We start from the raw sequence: 17,434 nt of genomic DNA, 5'->3' as shown, positions 1-17,434 counted from the left end.
CGCTTTTCTCGACGGATAACTGATGAACGATGAAATCACCCGCCCCGATCCCGATGCGCTGTTGCTGAATCACAGCGACAGCCATCGCGGTAAGCTGAAAATCTACTTTGGCGCCTGCGCGGGCGTGGGGAAAACCTTCGCCATGCTGCAGGAGGCGCAGCGTTTACGTGCGCAAGGCCTCGATGTGCTGGCGGGCGTGGTGGAAACCCATGGACGTGAAGAAACCGCTTCGCTGCTCAATGGCCTGGCGGTATTGCCGCGTCGCGCCACCGGACGTTCGCGGCACGCGGAATTCGATTTGGATGCGGCGCTGGCGCGTCATCCGGCGGTGATCCTGATGGACGAACTGGCACACACCAATGTGCAGGGTTCGCGCCATCCCAAACGCTGGCAGGACATCGAAGAGCTACTGGAAGCGGGCATCGACGTGATCACCACCGTCAACGTGCAACATCTGGAAAGCCTCAACGATGTGGTTGGTGGCGTGACCGGCATCCAGGTGCGAGAAACCGTCCCCGATCCGTTTTTCGATAGCGCCGATGAGGTGGTGCTGGTGGATCTGCCGCCGGACGATCTGCGTCAGCGGCTGAAAGAGGGCAAAGTCTACGTCGGCGATCGCGCCGAGCGCGCGATTGAAAACTTCTTCCGCAAAGGCAACCTGTTTGCCCTGCGCGAACTGGCACTGCGCCGCACCGCAGACCGCGTGGACGACCAGATGCGTGCCTGGCGCGACCAGCAAGGCCGCGACAAAGTCTGGCACACACGTGACGCCATTTTATTGTGCATCGGCGATGACACCGGCAGTGAAAAACTGGTGCGCACCGCCGCGCGTTTAGCCGCGCGTCTCGGCAGCGAGTGGCACGCAGTATACGTAGAAACGCCGCGTCTGAATCGCCTGCCGGAAGCACGTCGTCGTGCCATTTTACGCACGCTGCAACTGGCCCAAGAGCTGGGTGCGGAAACCGCCACCCTGTCCGATCCCGATGAAGCCCGCGCCGTGCTGCGTTACGCGCGCGAGCATAATCTCGGCAAAATCGTCACCGGTCGTCAGCCGCAACGGCGCTGGCGGCGCGACAGTTTTGCCCAGCGTTTGGGCCAGCTTGGCCCAGACCTCGATTTGCTGGTGGTGGCACTGGACGAACCGGTGCGCGACGCGCCGCATCCGATGGGCGGTAAACAGGCCAACAGTGATAAGTGGCGGCTGCATCTGCGCGGCTGCCTTATGGCAATTGCGCTGTGTATTCTGGTGACGATCGTAGGTCGCTGGCTACTGGTGGAGTTCGATCCGGCCAACGGCGTGATGATTTATCTGTTAGCCGTGGTGTTAGTCGCGCTGCGCTTTGGCCGCTGGCCCTCGGTGTTTGCCACGGTGATCAACATCCTGGCTTTTGACCTGTTCTTTGTCGCCCCGACCGGCACCGTGGCGGTATCGGATTTGCAGTATCTGGTGACCTTCGCGGTGATGCTGGCGGTAGGGGTGATCGTCGGGAACCTGACAGCAGGCGTGCGCTATCAGGCTAAAGTCGCGCGCTATCGTGAACAGCGTGCGCGGCATTTGTATGAGATGGCAAAATCGCTCGGCAGCGCGCTCACGCCGCAGGATATCGCCGCCACCAGCCAGCGCGTGATTGATGTCACCTTGCAGGCACGCAGCCAGCTGCTGCTGCCGGATGAGCAGGGCGAGTTACAGGCGGTGGGTGAGAGCAGTATTGGTACGCCACCCGATCTCGGCATCGCCAAATGGAGCTTTAGCAAAGCACAGCCCGCCGGTGCAGGCACCGATACCTTGCCAGCGGTGCCGTACCAGATTTTGCCCTTAAAGAGCGGCAATCACTGCCGTGGACTGTTGGTGGTGGAGCCGGAAAACCTGCGCCAGCTGATGATCCCTGAACAGCAGCGTCTGGTGGAAACCTTCACGGTGTTGATCGCCAACGCGCTGGAACGCATGGCGCTGTCACAGAGTGAAGCGGCGTCTCGTTTGGCGGCAGAGCGTGAGCAACTGCGTAATGCCCTGCTATCGGCACTTTCACACGACCTGCGAACCCCGCTGACGGTGCTGTTCGGTCAGGCGGAAATGCTGATGCTGGATTTGGCCGGCGATAACTCAAAATATGTCGGCCAGGCGAACCAGATTCGGGAACAGACGTTAAGCACCATTCGGCTGGTGAGCAATATGCTGGATATGGCACGTATTCAGTCTGGTGGACTCAACCTGCGCGAGGAGTGGGTGGCGCTGGATGAAGTGATTGGCGGGGCGCTGAGCAGTATGGGCCCCTCATTGAAAGGACACGATTTTGCACTCGATTTGCCGCCGGAACTGGTGCTGATCAAAGGCGATAGCGCGATGCTGGAGCGGGTGTTCACCAACCTGATCGAGAACAGCCTCAAATATGCCGGCAACGCCGCGCAGCACGGCATTCGCGCCTGGCGTGACAAAGAGCGGCTGGAGATTGCCGTCTGGGACAACGGCCCAGGGATCGCCGAAGAGAATATGACGCGCATTTTCGACAAATTTGCGCGCGGCGATAAGGAGTCGCCGGTGCCGGGTGTCGGGCTCGGTCTGGCGATCAGTAAAACCATTATTGAATCCCATCGCGGGCGTATTTGGGCGGAAAACCGACCGGAAGGGGGCGCAGAGTTTCGCTTGTCACTGCCGCTGCCAGCGGCCCCTGAAATTTCTGAAGAACCGCTGAAATAACTTCACACAAGTTCGGTTATAATCGACCACTTGTCTGTTGATTAATGGGAAATTATGGAACGTTTTATCGAGAACCTGATGTATTCATCGCGCTGGTTGCTGGCACCGGTTTACATTGGACTTTCGCTGGGGCTGCTGGCGCTGACCGTTAAATTTTTCCAGGAAATTTTTCACCTGTTGCCCAACATACTCAGCATTGCTGAGAACGATCTGATTCTGCTGCTGCTGTCGCTGGTGGACATGACGCTGGTCGGCGGATTGCTGGTGATGGTGATGCTCTCTGGCTATGAGAACTTTGTTTCTAAGCTGGATATTGATGAGAACAAAGAGAAGCTGAGCTGGTTGGGCAAGATGGATTCCGGCTCGCTGAAGAACAAAGTCGCGGCTTCGATTGTAGCGATTTCATCGATCCACCTGCTGCGCATCTTTATGGACGCGCGCAATGTCGATGACAGCAAGCTGATGTGGTACGTGATTATCCACCTGACCTTTGTGCTGTCGGCCTTCGTGATGGGCTGGCTGGATAATATGTCGAAGGTCGAGAAGAAGTAATTTGGTGTGCCAGGTGCGCCATTATGGCGCCCTGGCCCCTCACCGCACCGGCTGTGTGCCCGCCAGTTTCGGCATCACCTCTCTGATCATCGCAAAAAACTGCCGCATACGAGCGGGATAATAGCTGGCCCACGGATAGGTCAGCCACACCGGCAGCGGCGGCGCTTGCCACTCGGGCACCAGCTGAATCAAATCCCCTTTTGCTAAGTCCTCCTGTACTACCCACGACGACACAATCGCCGCACCCATGCCCGCCAGCGCGGCTTTGCGGATGGCGTATAAGCTGTCGCTGGCGAGGCGAGGCGCAATCGGCAGATTCATCGGCTGCCCATCACTCAAGCGCTGTAGTGCAAGCTCATTGCGGTAAAAGCTGGTCAGTGCCAGCCAGGGTAATTCGGTGAGCTGGCTGACATCCTCAATCGGCACATGCTGTGCCAGCAGTGAAGGTGCGGCCACCACAAAGCGCGGCACTTCAGCCAGCAGAATCGCCACCAGCGAGGAATCGTTTACTACACCCACCTGAATCGCACAGTCGACGTTTTCACTGATAAAGTCCGGCGTGCGATCATTGAGCATCCACTCCACCGTCAAGCGCGGGTAGCGCTGCAGGTAATCCACCAGCGGATCGATCAACTGGTCTTGTCCAAATGCATGGGGTGCACGCACGCGCAGTGTGCCAATCGGGTCGTCACTGGAACCTGTTAGTTCATCCTCTAGCGCGTGCCAGGTCGCCAGCAACTGCCGCGCCTGCGCATAGCAACGTTCGCCGTCATCGGTGAGTTTTAGTGCATGGGTGGTGCGCAGAATCAGCTTCAGTCCTAACCGCTGTTCCAGTGCCTGCAACCGGCGGCTGATGGTGGGTTGTGTCGTGCCCAACTGCGCAGCGGCGGCTGACAGCGATCCACTTTCGACAATACGTATAAAGGTCTGCATCAGTTCAATGCGGTCAATACTGGTTGGATTGCTCATACGCACCGTGCATAACAGTTCTGTGTTTGATGAGTCTACCGCGTATGGCCGTGACGCGCTTTAATAAGCGCACTTTCACGGGGGAATTCACTATGTCAGCCATTTCGCAATCTACTGCATTGCCAGCTGAAAAACTGCCAGCGCCGCTGGTGTTTACGCTCGCCGCAGGAGCCGGGCTTAGCGTGGCATCGATTTACTACAGCCAGCCGATGCTGGATATCATCAGCAAACAATTTAACGTTGGAATTGGTAGCGTCGGCATGGTGCCGATGCTGACGCAAGCGGGATACGCGCTGGGTATTCTGCTGCTGGCACCGCTCGGTGACCGTCACGATCGCCGCACCATTATTCTGATTAAAGGCCTGATGCTGGTCGCCGCGCTGCTGTTGTGTGGCTTCTCGGGCGGCATCAACGCGTTACTGATCGCCAGCTTTGTCACCGGCTTAACCGCCACCGTGGCGCAGGACATCGTGCCAGCTTCGGCGGCGTTAGCGCCAGAACGCAGTCGCGGTAAAACTGTTGGCACGGTGATGACCGGCTTGCTGGTCGGTATTCTGCTGTCACGCGTGGTGAGCGGCGTGGTGGCGGAATATCTGGGCTGGCGCACCATGTACATGGTGGCGGCGGTGGCCGTGCTGTTGATTAGCCTCGCGCTGTGGCGTGTGTTGCCGCGCTTCAAACCGGGCACCTCTGTCAGCTATCCACGTCTGCTGCTGTCGCTGGCGCACCTGTGGCAACATCATCAGACGCTACGTCGTGCCGCACTGGCACAGGGCTTGCTGTCGGTGGGTTTCAGTGCCTTCTGGTCAACGCTGGCGCTGATGCTGAGTGAGCGCTTCCATTTTGAAAGTGCAGTAGCAGGGGCGTTTGGTCTGGCGGGTGCGGCTGGGGCCCTGGCGGCACCGCTGGCGGGAAGCGTGGCGGATCGCATCGGCCCTGCCCGTGTCACCCAGTATGGTGCCACGCTGGTGATGGTGTCATTTGCGCTGATGTTCCTGCTGCCACTGTTGCCGGTTCCGGCTCAGATTGGCCTGATCATCATCAGCACCATTGGCTTCGATTTGGGCGTGCAGGCCACACTGGTAGCGCATCAGACGCTGGTCTACAGCCTGGCACCAGAAGCGCGTAGCCGACTGAATGCGTTGATGTTTACCGTGGTGTTTATTGGCATGGCGACCGGTGCGGCACTTGGAAGCCTGGCGCTGGCGCACTTTGGCTGGACCGGCGTGGTGGCGCTCTCCACACTTGCCGCTGCGCTTGCGTTGCTGATTCGTCTGGCGAGTCGTCACCTGAAAAACTGATCGTCAATCCTGTGCCAGGCTTAAGGGAGAATGTTATTTAAAAACGGAGCGTTATGAACTTCCTGGCCTGGACTGCCGCTACCGGTGGTCTGTTACTTCTCATGTCACTGGCTTCCGGTTGGATTCACCGTGGGCCAGTGACCGCATTTGGACTTTACCTGTTCGCGGGTATTCTCTGCGGCCCATGGCTGCTCAATCTGCTGCAACTCGATATTCTCGGGCACGCCGAACTCGCCGCCCATCTCACCGAAATCGCCATGGCAGCCTCGCTGTTTATCACAGGCCTTAAATTACGCGTGCCACTCACAGCCCATGCCTGGCGCCTGGGGGTGCGGCTGGCGTTTCCTGCCATGCTTCTCACCGTAGGCGGCATGACGCTGCTGGTGCACTGGATGACCGGTTTTGACTGGGCGCTGTCGCTGGCATTTGGTGCCATTGTGGCACCGACCGATCCGGTGCTGGCCAGCCTGATTTCCGTTAACGATGCGCGCGATGATGACGCATTACGCGTGGCGCTTTCCAGCGAAGCGGGCATGAACGATGGATCGGCGCTGCCGCTGTTGATGCTGGCGCTGCTCATGATGCAGTCCGATACGCTGAGTATCAGCCATTTGAGTGAATGGGCGTTGAGAGATGGGCTGTGGGCCATCGGCGGCGGGGTAGCCATTGGCTATCTGCTCGGTCGCTTGATTGGCCAACTGGCGACCCAGTTGCGCAGCGCGCATCAGGATATTGCACCCAATGATTTTCTCGCGCTGGCACTCATCGCGCTTAGTTATGCGGCGGCGCAAGCGGTAGATGCATCCGGCTTCCTCGCCACCTTTGCGGCGGGTGTTGGGCTACGTCGCGCTGAGCTGCGTGTGGTAAAGCACTATCCGCAAGACGAGTTGTCAGAAGAGGAGCAATACTTGCCCGCTGAGGCGCGCGTCAATCCCAATCAACGACTAGCGCACGGTGGCAGCGGTATGGTCAAATCAATGGGGTTGGTAGTCGGCGATGCGTTGTCGTTTGGCGATACCATCGAACGCCTGCTGGCTGCCGGCCTGATGGTAGTACTGGGTATCACGCTGGCGCATCACTGGAATCTAACTGGCATTGGCCTCGCGCTGCTGCTGTTTGTGGTCGTGCGTCCGCTGGCGGTATGGATCACCACCTGGCGCTGTGAGATACCGCTCATGCGCCGTTTGCTCATTGGCTGGCTGGGGATTCGCGGCATCGGCAGTATCAATTACATTGCTTACGCCTGGGTGCACGGCATGCGTGGCCCACAAGCAGAGCAAATGGTGGATATGGCGTTGACGTTAGTGGTGTGCAGCATCGTACTGCACGGCATCACGGTGACGCCGTTATTAAACTGGCGTGCCGCCCGTCAGGCGGCACGTGCGCAACATAATCAAAAGTGATTTTCTGGAAATTACTGGAGTCTGTTATGAAAGCCATATTAATCGCCCTCGTTGGGCTCTCGCTTTCCGCCCCTCTCTTCGCCGCTGACGGTGATAACACCAGCGAAGAGAATGTGTATGCCAGCCAGCTGTGCCATCTGGTAAGCAGCGAAAAAAAGACCAGCGATCTGGATACCTATACCGCGAAGATGAAGTCTCAGTTGGCTGGCAGCCAGTCTTCATCCGCCGTGGATAATCCTGAATTTAATGAAGAAATCGCGCAGGAAGTGATTAGCGCCTGGATGGAACTGGGCGAGGATGAGCGCGCGCAGCTGCGCCATAATCAGCAGCAGTGCGAGCAAACAGTTATGACCCAATTCCAGCAACAGGATTAAATCCCCGTCATACTTCGAACTGTAGCGGCGTTGGCTGCGTCTGCTCGCCCCAGTCACTTACTGCAGTAAGCTCCTGGGGACTCGCATCCTTGCCGCCTTGCTACAGCTCGAATTATTTAGGGAATTAAATCCCCGTCATACTTCAAGCTGTAGCGGCGTTGGCTGCGTTTGTTCGCCCCGGTCACTTACTGAAGTAAGCTCCCGGGGACTCACGCACTTGCCGCCTTGCTACAGCTCGAATTATTTAGGGGATTTCAGCGTCTAACCAATTACGTGATCTCGAGTGTTCTCTTTCATTTAGCGGAAAAATTTGGCGGATTCACTATAAAATAAGCGCCTTTATAGGCGCTTTTTCTATGGATCTTTTGTACAAAATGCGTACATAATCGCCAGCGTTGAAAGTTGACACGTATCACATAACGAGACGCAGCCCACAAGGCTGACATATTTTTCAATACTGGCTACTGGGCATGAAACTTACACGGCGTGGTTTTCTTCAAGCATCCGGGGCAACCGTCCTTTCGATGACCGCAGGCAAACTGTTTGCCCGTGATGACATCATCCCATTGTGGCCAGACGATCCGCCAGGCGGTGGCGGACCGTCTGGGCTGTTGAAAGTCAGTATGAACGGCTCCTGGACCAACATCGTATCTCCCGCGATTCAGCGTTTCCGTCCGGAAAATCCCAACGGCGAAGCGGTGATCGTGGCGGCTGGCGGCGGCTATCGTTTTATCGGCATGGGGCGTGAAGCCTGGCCGGTGGCGCGCTGGTTAAATGCCAACGGTTACACCGTGTATGTGCTGAGTTACCGCTTGCCGGGAGAAAAGTGGCAGGCGGGCAACCTCGCGCCGCTGCAGGATGCGCAGCGCGCCATTCGTCTGGTGCGTTCTATGGAGAGTAAAGTGCATCTGCTCGGCTTCTCCGCTGGCGGACATCTGCTTGGCATGGCGGCCGCACGTCCTGATTTCGAAACCTATCCGGCGCAGGACCCGCTTGACCAGATCCGTCCAACGGCCGATAGCGTTGGCCTGATCTATCCGGTCATCACCCTTGAAGCGCCATATCAGAACACCAAGACGCACCTGATGATGGTAGGCGATCACGCGACACCCACTCAGGAAGCGAACTGGTCAGTGCAGAATTATGTCACCCGACAATATCCACCGACGTTCCTGGCGCAGGCGGAAGATGATCACACCTCCAATCCCCATAACACTGAAATGATGCGCGATGCCTGCCGTCGGATGCAGGTGCCAGTGGAGTTGATTGAGCTGAGCAGCGGTGGGCATGGCTTTGGGCTGGGGAAAGCGGGTACGCCTGCTGCGCTCTGGGATCAGGCGTATGTGCGCTGGCTGGATCTGCACAGTTAATCGGACAGAAAAACGTATTATCCGAAGAGACTGACCACATAAGTGTTAGCTATGTGGTCGGTCTGAGCTGTTAGCCATATGTCCGGCTGTGCTGTTATGCGCGCCAGGCAAATGGACGCTTTACGTCAGATTAAAATGCTCATCCGGCTGGCGCGGTTCCGGCAACGGGAAATCATTGTTCATCGCCTTCAAATTACGTTCGATATTCACGCACAGCGCATCCAGTGGCAGATGGTTGGGCGCAGTGCCGAACGGATCTTCCAGCTCTTCCGCCAGTGACTCCAGCGACAGGAAGGTGTACGAGATAAACACCGACACCAACGGCGTCATCAGATGCAAATCCGCCACCAGCGCAAACGGTAGCAGGGTACAGAACAGGTACACGGTGCGATGCAGAATCAGGCTGTAGGCAAACGGAATCGGCGTGCTGGCAAGGCGATCGCAGCCGCCCAGATAAGCCGACAGATGATTGAGATTGTCATCGATACTCTGCCAGACAATATCCGACACCAGACCCTCATCGCGCCGCTGCGCCAGCCATTCGCCCATGCATAACAAGGTCTGTGAGGTCGGCATCGGATGGCTCAATACGGCACTGTGCCACTTCTCCGGCAGCAAGCGCGCCAGATCGGCCTGCGCATCGGTTTTACGCAGCCGATGTTTCATTGCCCAGCTAAATGCCAGCTGCAGCCCTACAAACTCCTGCACTTGCGCTTCACTGATGCCGCGAATGCATTTTATCTGGCGCAGCAGTGAGCGTTGCGTGATGTGCATATTGCCCCACAGCGTGCGCGCTTCGATAAAACGCGCATAGCTGGCGTTATTGCGGAAGCCAAGAAAGATGGCAATCGACACGCCAATCAAGCTGAACGGTGCAGTCGTGAGGTGAATGCCGAAAGTGGAGTACCACGGATAGCCGATAATGGCGATCACCGACATCAGCAGGTTGAGCGACAGGCGAAACACAATGCTAACCAGCACCGAGCCGTGCCAGTCAAACAACCTGATGAACCAGTGTTGACGAGGACGTACGATCATTTTGCGATGGTGTTTTTTTATGATTTTGTTGGCACAGGTTACGCCTGCTGATACACCGGAAGCAATGTGAAAAACAGCGCATTTGAGGCTGAAATTGCTGTGTTGAGTGTTAATTTATCTTTTTAAATCAGTCTTCTAAAAACAGTTTGAACAAGTTGTAAAATTCTTTGCGTTATCTCTTAGCGGCCCCTTTCTCTAAAGTTCATTCCAGCAGCACAACACACAAATTTAAAAACACTTTAGAGGAATACATCATGTCTAAACTCGACCTGCTCGACCCACAGAACTCAACTCTGATCTTTATCGACCACCAGCCGCAGATGGCTTTCGGCGTCGCCAATATTGATCGCCAGCAGCTCAAAAATAACACCGTCGCTTTGGCAAAAGCGGGCAAAGTTTTCGACGTGCCGGTGATTTATACCTCTGTAGAAACCGAAAGTTTTAGCGGCTATATTTGGCCAGAACTGTTGGCAGTGCATCCGGAATCGAAGCCGATTGAGCGTACTTCGATGAACTCATGGGAAGATGCCAAATTCGTCGAAGCGGTGAAGAAAACCGGCCGTAAGAAATTGATTATTTCAGCGCTTTGGACGGAAGTTTGTCTGACTTTCCCGGCCCTGATGGCCTTGAAAGAGGGCTTTGAAGTGTATGTGGTGACCGATACTTCAGGCGGCACCAGCGTCGATGCCCACGAACGTTCCATTCAGCGCATGGTGCAGGCCGGTGCGGTGCCAGTGACCTGGCAGCAAGTGTTGCTGGAGTACCAGCGCGACTGGTCACGCAAAGAAACCTACGATGCGGTGATGGATCTGGTGCGTGAGCACAGCGGCGCATACGGCATGGGCGTGGATTACGCCTACACCATGGTGCACAAAGCACCACAGCGTCAGGCTTGAATTACGACTGGCGCGGCAGGCTGATTTTCAACGCATCGATAAACAGCCGCAGCGCCATCGACTGATGCTGGTTGGGCGGGAACCACAAGGCCAGACCTGCCGACTGCACCCGCCAGTCGGCGAGCAGTTCCACTAACTGGCCGGATTGCAGCGCCGCTTCGGCGTAAAGCGACGGTACATAAGCAATGCCCAATCCGCTGATGGCCGCGCGGGTCATCAGCGCGTTATTATCTAAGGTGATCGTGCCCGGTACATCCAGTTCATAGCGTTTCCCCGCATTCTCATACTCCCAGCGATAGCGTTTCCCGCTCGGCAGACGATGGCGAATGCACTGCTGCTGCAACAAATCCTGCGGCTGCTTGATGGGGGCGTGTGCGGCGAGATAGGCCGGTGAAGCCACGGTGATAAAATTCAGCGGGCCGCCCAGCGCAATCGCCACCATATCCTGCGGCACATCTTCAATCAGCCGAATGCCGGCATCAAACCCGGCGGCTGTGATATCCACCAGTTCACCCTGCGCGGCAAAATCGAGCTGAATGTTCGGGTAATCAGCGCAAAATCCCGGCACCACTTTTTCCAGCAGGATGCTAATAGCCGCATCGCTGGCACTGATGCGTAAGGTGCCTGCGTGCTGCTGGCGGCGGGCGCTGACATCGTGTAGCACTTCATCCATTTCATTCAGTAGTGGAGCGAGGCGATCGATTAACTGTTGCCCGGCATCAGTGAGCGATACGCTGCGGGTCGTGCGCTGAAAAAGCTGTACCCCCAGATTCTGTTCCAGCGCTTTCACCAGATGGCTGAGTGAAGAGCGCTTCAGGCCGAGCATCTCAGCGGCACGGCGGAAGCTGCGCTGCTCGCCCAACGTTTTGATGGCCTGAAGTTCATGCCAGGAAGGTCTTCTCATTGGTGGTATTTCCTCACCAGGTCATGCGCGATTAGGGAGATTATGACCACCAGTAAAGCGATCTATCATCGGGTTTTCAACCGGAGGACGACAAAATGAAAACCTGGTTAATTACCGGTGCCAGCAGTGGGCTGGGCCGTTTGATGAGTGAAGATTTACTGGCACGTGGCGATCGCGTGCTGGCCTGCGTACGTCGCACTGAGGCAATGGCGGATCTGCAAGCGCGATACGGTGGGCAGTTACAGGTCATGATGCTGGATTTGGCGAACACCGCCAGCATTGCGCCAGCCATCGCGCAGGCATTTGCCAACGTTGAGCGCGTCGATGTGGTGGTCAGCAATGCCGCCTATGGTCTGTTTGGCGCGGCGGAAGAGCTGAGCGATACGCAGATTGATCGTCAGATCGCCACCAACCTCACCGGCTCAATCCAGCTAATTCGCGCCGTGATTCCGCTGCTGCGCCAGCAGGGCGGCGGGCGCATCGCGCAGGTTTCCTCGGAAGGCGGGCAGGTGGCTTATCCCAACTTCAGCCTGTATCACGCCAGCAAGTGGGGCATCGAAGGATTTGTTGAAGCGGTACGCCAGGAAGTTGCCAGCTTTGGCATCGATTTCCTGCTGGTGGAGCCGGGTCCAACCGCCACTCACTTTGGTGCCGGGCTGGATATTGCTGAGGCGCAGGATGTTTATCGGGACACCGCCTCCGGTGAAGTGCGCCGCGCGATTATGTCTGGCGAGTTCGCGATCAAAGGCGATGCCGCGAAATCTGTCACCGCGATGATCGCCACGCTGGATCAACCCGCCATGCCGCTGCGTCTGGCACTGGGCAGCACGGCGTATGACAATATCGAAGCCGCGCTGGAACGACGCCTGGCAGAGCTGCGTTTGCAGAAAGAGATAGCCTATCGTGCGGATGTGTAAAAGCTTTTCGCATAACCGCACGGAGTAACAGGCAGGGAAGCGGCATCGCTGCCAAACTTAGCGCACAAAAGAAGGCATGCACGTTTCGCAGCGGCATGCTTTGTATTGAGCGTTTTGCTAAGGAGAAAGTGGTTATGAAAGCGATGATCCTGAAACAACCCGGCGGTTTAGAGCACTTGCAGCTGGCGGATCTGCCCGATCCCGGTAAACCGGGCGCCGGAGAGATCCGCGTGGCGATCCATGCCACCTCACTTAACTTCCACGATTTGCTGGTGGCTAACGGATCGATCCCCACCGAGCAAGATCGCATTATGATGGCGGACGGTGCGGGCGTGGTCGAAGAGGTCGGTGCAGGCGTCACCGACTTTAATCCCGGCGACCATGTGGTGTCCTGTTTCTTCCCACAGTGGCAGGATGGGCTACCGTTTGCTCAGGTCGGCAATTTCACCCAGACACCCGGCGATGGAACAGACGGCTTTGCCGCCGAAGTGGTGGTGCGTCCTGCGCATCACTTTACCCTCGCACCGCGCGGCTGGCGGCATGCCGAAGCCGCGACGATTACCACATCAGGCCTGACGGCATGGCGCGCACTGGTAGGCGATGCGCAGATTAAATCGGGCGATACCATCGTCACGTTGGGCACCGGCGGCGTGTCGATTACTGCGCTGCAAATTGCCAAAGCGATGGGCGCACGAGTGATTGTCACATCTTCATCGGATGAGAAGCTGGCCAGAGCCAAAGAGCTGGGGGCCGATGCGGGCATCAACTATCGCACCACGCCGGAGTGGGCCAAAGCGGTTCAGCAGCTGACTGAGGGCAAAGGCGCGGATGTGGTGATTGAACTGGGCGGGCCGGGCACCATGGCACAGTCGATTGAAGCGGTGCGCGTGGGCGGTCATATCGCGTTAATTGGTGTGCTAACCGGGTTCGAAGGCGTGATACCCACCTCGCTATTGATGGCAAAGCAGGCGCGTATTCAGGGGTTGATTGTCGGCCATCGTCGTCAGCAGCAGGATTTCGTGCGCGCGTTAGAGCAAACGGGTATTCGCCCGGTGATCAGTGACAGTTACGGTGCGCTGAACGATCTGCCTGCGGCCTTCCAGCATCAGCAGTCGGCGGGACACTTCGGCAAAATCACCGTGGAGTGGTAACGCGAATTAGCCTGTTTCCCAAACCAGGAAACAGGCTAGTGACATCAGTAGTAATCGCCGTGACGGTAATCCCAGGACGGGAAGATGTCCGACAGCAACGCCATGATTTTATCGACATCAAGGCCTTTGCGAATCAATACCGGGCACGGGGTGATTTTACGCTCGCCGTTTTGCTGTGGAATCAGACGACCTTCGCTATCGACCATCGACACCATTACGCCTTGTTCGTAGCGCACTTTATTTTCGTCGTTAGGCTGAATGGATTTCACGTAGTCATTGGCTTCAATAATTAAATCAGCACGCGCTTCAATACGTTCGCCAATACCCTCAACCAGACCACGGTTTCCCTGACCCGATGGGTTGGCGGAACTGGCGAAGGAGAATTTCCCGTGCTCTTCCCACAGCGCTTTCGCAATATTTTCACCGGGGCGGCCAAATTTAATCACGAAGCAACTGGTCTGGCGGCCATCCATCATCAGCTCTTTTGAACCGTCAGCCGGAATACGCGCCAACGCATCTTCGCGCCACGGTAAAATACAGCCCAGCAAAATATCCTGATCCCAATGCTGCTGATAAAGCTGGTCAATTTCCGGCGTCAGTTGAGCCAGTGAACGCAGTTGTTCCAGCGAGCCACATAGTACCACGCCTGGCTTGTTGCGCTTGCGCTGCTTGGCTTCAAACTTACGCTCTAACCCGGCTTTATCGGAGGTCATGATGATGTAACCGACTTTCGTTGGGCTCACAATCATGCCGCCGTCCTGGGACAAAATCTCGATGGCTTCAGGTTGTAACCCGCCATTCCACGTTATTTGCTTACCGCTCATGGATCTACCCTATCTGCGTATCAATAGATGACGTACAGGAATATTACCTGCAATGTAATTAAGGAATTAATTAACCGGATAATTCATCGGGATTAATGGGTTTGTGCAAAACCATGCTGGTGATAATAGTACGATAATTAAAGGTGATGCAACTGATGAAAATAACGATGAAAGGAATAGGGTTAATTTAAAATAACACGCAGGAATTGTAGTGTTATTTAAACAAGGCGCTGAATAAGTCTTTCAGCGCCAGGGTTAATTAAAATATCAGAGCGTGTGCCACACCGCGCAGCGCAATGCCGAGGATGATGCCCGGCACGGCGAAACGGAACAGACGCGGGAAACGACTCGACAGGCCAAGGAAGATACCAATCCCCGGCAAATCAAAGGTCTGAATAAACCAACCCGCCGAGGCGTTGATGTTGTGCGCACTGTATAAACCTTTTTCGACCAGCCCGGCTACCACGCCGTAGTAGGCGGTGCCGCCTGCCAGGCATTTGGTCAGTGCAGGCAGAATATACACTTCAGAGATGTTGAATCTGTCCAGCAGCGGAGAAACCAGCCGGGTAAGCATCTCAATCCCGCCGGACTCTTTCAAAATCCCCACCACCGACAGTGAGAGAATCAGCATCGGCAGCGATCCCAGCGCCAGACGAATCGCGTCCGCACCCGCGCTGTTGATGATGGCGATCAGTCCCATTTTGCTTTCATTATTCGCAACGGCTTCATCTTCATTGAGCAGCGCTGCATCCGAGAGCTTGCGCCCAAAGAAATGATAAGTGGTGGCTGCCGCCAGCACCCCGCCGCAGATGGAGATGAGTATCGCGGCACTCCAGTTGAGCCCGGCAGGAATCAGCGGATAAAAAGCGTTGGCTTGCCCCATGGCAAACAGCATCGCCAGCGTGGCCGCCATATGGCGATCGGAAGTGCCACGTTTTTCCATAATCGCTAATGCCGCTAACGGCGCGGCGAAACTGACAAAGTTCAGCTGGATCAGGGCAAATAATGCCAGTCCGGTAATACCTAAAGGTTTTAATAACGGTGTGGAATGACGTACCACAAAATCCAGCACACCTTTCACTTCCAGATATTTCATGATGAATAACATCACCACCATGATAGGAATAAGCGTGTACAACGCGACATCCACCGAGGATTTGCCCGCAGACATGATAATGCTGATGATATTCATGCGGTTGCCTGAACCTCGAACCACGGCTTAATACCGATAAGCATACAGCTCCCCTTGCCTTAAAAAACGCATAAAAATGCCAGCGCGAAGGGCGCTAGCTAAGGGATAAATATTATCCCGGTGGTGTAAACTTGAGTAGTGAAGAAATTAAATTTTATCTTGCAGGAAATGGCAGGGCAAAATAACCGTGCGCCGACGTTTGTGCGGCGCACGGAAATATTATTCGACGTTTATTCGCTTATCTGACGAATATTACGCGCGGTGCTCTGCAATAATTTAAATGCATCATAACGGTGCTGATGCAGTGGCGAAACCGACGGCTCAGGATGCCAGCGCTTTTCATCGGTGGTCATGTTGGCCATCGCCGAGGTGACGTCGGAATATACGCCACTGGCGGCAGCGGCAAGAATCGCTGAACCCAGTAATACCGGCTCAGGGCAGTGGGTGGATTGCACAGGAAGCTGGCAGCTGTCCGCCAGCAACTGGCGTACCAGCGAGTGTTGCCCGGCACCGCCGCTGATGACAATCGACCGCGTGACGATACCCTTGCTGGTTTGCGCCTCAATGATTTGGCGCAGGCCGTAGCCGAGGCTGCACAAGCCGGCGATATACAGTGCGATCAGGCTGGCTTCGTCATTGTCCATACCCAGACCGCAAATCACCGCTCGCGCGTAAGGGTCGCCAAAAGGTGCACGATTACCCGCAAATTCCGGCACGATATGCAGACCTTCGACTAAATCCACCGTTGCTGATTCACTGCGAGATTGCTGCAAAGCCTGTTCCGCAAGGTACACCGGCAGTGAAAGGCCAGCGGCATCGGCAGCCTGCTGTGCCCTTGCAGCCGCTGGATGCATCTCCAGCAGGCGGTCGATGGCGGCGCCTGCCGCGCTTTGTCCGCCTTCACTCAACCATAAACCCGGCACCATCGCCGAGTAATACGGACCCCACACACCTGGCACAAACGCGGCTTCACGCGTCGGCGTCATGGTGCAGGACGAGGTGCCAAACACATAGGCGAGTTTATCCTCCGGGCTGCCATCTGCGCCCAGCGTACCGACGCCGCCTGCATGGGCATCGATTAACCCGGCGGCCACGGGCGTGCCAGCAGATAAGCCAAAGTCGGCGGCGGCCTGCGCGGTTAAACCTGTGCCGCACGGTGTGCCTGGCTCGACGATCTGCTGTCCGATACGCGCAAACTTCTCCTCGGCAAACTCCGGCAGGCCAATGGCACTGAAGTAGTCGGCATCCCAGCGCTGCTCATGCGCAAGATAGTTCCATTTACAGGTGACGGTGCAGGATGAGCGCGCCGTATCACCTGACGCGCGCCAGCTGAGGTAATCGGTGAGATCGAAAAAGTGTGCGGCGTTCTGGAACGTTTGCGGGTTGTGGGCTTTCAGCCACAGCAGTTTTGGCATCTCCATCTCCGGTGAGATGCGTCCGCCCACGTAGTCGAGCACCGGATGTTTCGTCGCGTTAATGGCATCGGCCTGCTGCGTGGCGCGGTGATCCATCCACACAATAATATTGCGTTCCGCCTCTCCGTTTGGGCTGACGGGCAACGGTTGCCCCTGTTCATTGATCACCACCAGCGAGCAGGTGGCATCGAAGCCAATGCCAGCCACCGCAGCGGGATCGATAGCGGCAGTGGCCACTGCCTCGCGCACGCAGTGACTGACCGCCTGCCAAATCTCATTGGCGGATTGCTCAACCACATGACCGTGGGCACGGAAGGTGGTGATGGACTGTTTTGCATGGCCTAACAGATTTCCCGCGCGGTCAAACACGCCCGCGCGAGCGCTGGCCGAACCAACATCGACACCAATCAGATATTTTTCGTTACTCATG

The 17,434-nt window shown here is 56.4% G+C and carries 15 protein-coding genes; 9 read left to right on the top strand and 6 right to left on the bottom strand.

The window, feature by feature from the left end:
- Positions 1-22: 22 nt before the first annotated feature.
- Together kdpD and QMZ65_RS16860 are read left to right on the top strand one after the other, a co-directional pair.
- Positions 23-2,698 carry a two-component system sensor histidine kinase KdpD gene (gene kdpD, locus QMZ65_RS16865; RefSeq protein ID WP_283216396.1) on the top strand — a complete coding sequence of 892 codons (2,676 nt, stop codon included), beginning with the start codon at positions 23-25 and terminating at the stop codon, positions 2,696-2,698.
- Positions 2,699-2,752: 54 nt separating this feature from the next.
- The gene (locus tag QMZ65_RS16860) at positions 2,753-3,250 is read left to right on the top strand and encodes a TIGR00645 family protein (RefSeq protein WP_034819827.1); all 498 of its coding nucleotides are present in this window, start codon (positions 2,753-2,755) and stop codon (positions 3,248-3,250) included.
- A 39-nt stretch (positions 3,251-3,289) separates the two neighbouring features.
- Here QMZ65_RS16860 and QMZ65_RS16855 read toward each other — a convergent pair whose 3' ends face one another.
- The gene (locus tag QMZ65_RS16855) at positions 3,290-4,219 is read right to left on the bottom strand and encodes a LysR family transcriptional regulator (RefSeq protein WP_283216395.1); all 930 of its coding nucleotides are present in this window, start codon (positions 4,217-4,219) and stop codon (positions 3,290-3,292) included.
- A gap of 92 nt (positions 4,220-4,311) precedes the next feature.
- Between QMZ65_RS16855 and QMZ65_RS16850 the strand changes: the two genes are divergently transcribed.
- The 4 genes from QMZ65_RS16850 (at position 4,312) to QMZ65_RS16835 (ending at position 8,667) form a co-directional block, all read left to right on the top strand.
- Positions 4,312-5,520, top strand: coding sequence for an MFS transporter (locus QMZ65_RS16850; RefSeq protein ID WP_097119416.1), 1,209 nt, complete (start codon positions 4,312-4,314; stop codon positions 5,518-5,520).
- 53 nt (positions 5,521-5,573) lie between these two features.
- Complete coding sequence (locus QMZ65_RS16845; protein WP_097119415.1) at positions 5,574-6,923, top strand: cation:proton antiporter; 1,350 nt, start codon at positions 5,574-5,576, stop codon at positions 6,921-6,923.
- Positions 6,924-6,949: 26 nt separating this feature from the next.
- Positions 6,950-7,297: a hypothetical protein gene (locus QMZ65_RS16840; protein ID WP_283216394.1), complete on the top strand. Its 348-nt coding sequence runs from the start codon at positions 6,950-6,952 to the stop codon at positions 7,295-7,297.
- Positions 7,298-7,821: 524 nt separating this feature from the next.
- Positions 7,822-8,667 carry an alpha/beta hydrolase gene (locus QMZ65_RS16835; protein WP_097119413.1) on the top strand — a complete coding sequence of 282 codons (846 nt, stop codon included), beginning with the start codon at positions 7,822-7,824 and terminating at the stop codon, positions 8,665-8,667.
- A gap of 120 nt (positions 8,668-8,787) precedes the next feature.
- Here the strand turns inward: QMZ65_RS16835 and QMZ65_RS16830 are convergent, their stop codons facing one another.
- Positions 8,788-9,705 carry a bestrophin family protein gene (locus QMZ65_RS16830; RefSeq protein WP_097119412.1) on the bottom strand — a complete coding sequence of 306 codons (918 nt, stop codon included), beginning with the start codon at positions 9,703-9,705 and terminating at the stop codon, positions 8,788-8,790.
- A gap of 254 nt (positions 9,706-9,959) precedes the next feature.
- On the opposite strand from QMZ65_RS16830, the gene QMZ65_RS16825 reads away from it, so the two are divergent.
- Positions 9,960-10,601 carry a hydrolase gene (locus QMZ65_RS16825; RefSeq protein WP_034819796.1) on the top strand — a complete coding sequence of 214 codons (642 nt, stop codon included), beginning with the start codon at positions 9,960-9,962 and terminating at the stop codon, positions 10,599-10,601.
- 1 nt (position 10,602) lies between these two features.
- Here the strand turns inward: QMZ65_RS16825 and QMZ65_RS16820 are convergent, their stop codons facing one another.
- Complete coding sequence (locus QMZ65_RS16820; protein WP_283216393.1) at positions 10,603-11,505, bottom strand: LysR family transcriptional regulator; 903 nt, start codon at positions 11,503-11,505, stop codon at positions 10,603-10,605.
- Between the two features lie 95 nt (positions 11,506-11,600).
- Here QMZ65_RS16820 and QMZ65_RS16815 point away from each other — a divergent pair, with 95 nt between their 5' ends.
- Together QMZ65_RS16815 and QMZ65_RS16810 are read left to right on the top strand one after the other, a co-directional pair.
- A complete protein-coding gene (locus tag QMZ65_RS16815) occupies positions 11,601-12,422 on the top strand; it encodes an SDR family oxidoreductase (protein ID WP_211729207.1) in 822 nt (273 codons plus the stop codon).
- A gap of 134 nt (positions 12,423-12,556) precedes the next feature.
- Positions 12,557-13,573 (top strand): zinc-dependent alcohol dehydrogenase family protein, encoded by a 1,017-nt coding sequence (locus tag QMZ65_RS16810; RefSeq protein ID WP_283216392.1) that lies wholly within the window; start codon positions 12,557-12,559, stop codon positions 13,571-13,573.
- Between the two features lie 44 nt (positions 13,574-13,617).
- On the opposite strand, the gene QMZ65_RS16805 is transcribed toward QMZ65_RS16810, so the two are convergent.
- The 3 genes from QMZ65_RS16805 to QMZ65_RS16795 form a co-directional block, all read right to left on the bottom strand.
- Positions 13,618-14,397 (bottom strand): L-threonylcarbamoyladenylate synthase, encoded by a 780-nt coding sequence (locus QMZ65_RS16805; RefSeq protein WP_167142119.1) that lies wholly within the window; start codon positions 14,395-14,397, stop codon positions 13,618-13,620.
- Between the two features lie 259 nt (positions 14,398-14,656).
- The gene (locus tag QMZ65_RS16800; RefSeq protein WP_097119406.1) at positions 14,657-15,589 is read right to left on the bottom strand and encodes a nucleoside recognition family protein; all 933 of its coding nucleotides are present in this window, start codon (positions 15,587-15,589) and stop codon (positions 14,657-14,659) included.
- A gap of 230 nt (positions 15,590-15,819) precedes the next feature.
- Complete coding sequence (locus QMZ65_RS16795; protein ID WP_283216391.1) at positions 15,820-17,433, bottom strand: FGGY-family carbohydrate kinase; 1,614 nt, start codon at positions 17,431-17,433, stop codon at positions 15,820-15,822.
- Position 17,434: the final 1 nt, after the last annotated feature.

This window comes from Pantoea sp. EABMAA-21, from assembly GCF_030053335.1.
Lineage (GTDB): Bacteria > Pseudomonadota > Gammaproteobacteria > Enterobacterales > Enterobacteriaceae > Pantoea > Pantoea communis.
This window is presented reverse-complemented; position numbering and strand designations above follow the sequence as displayed.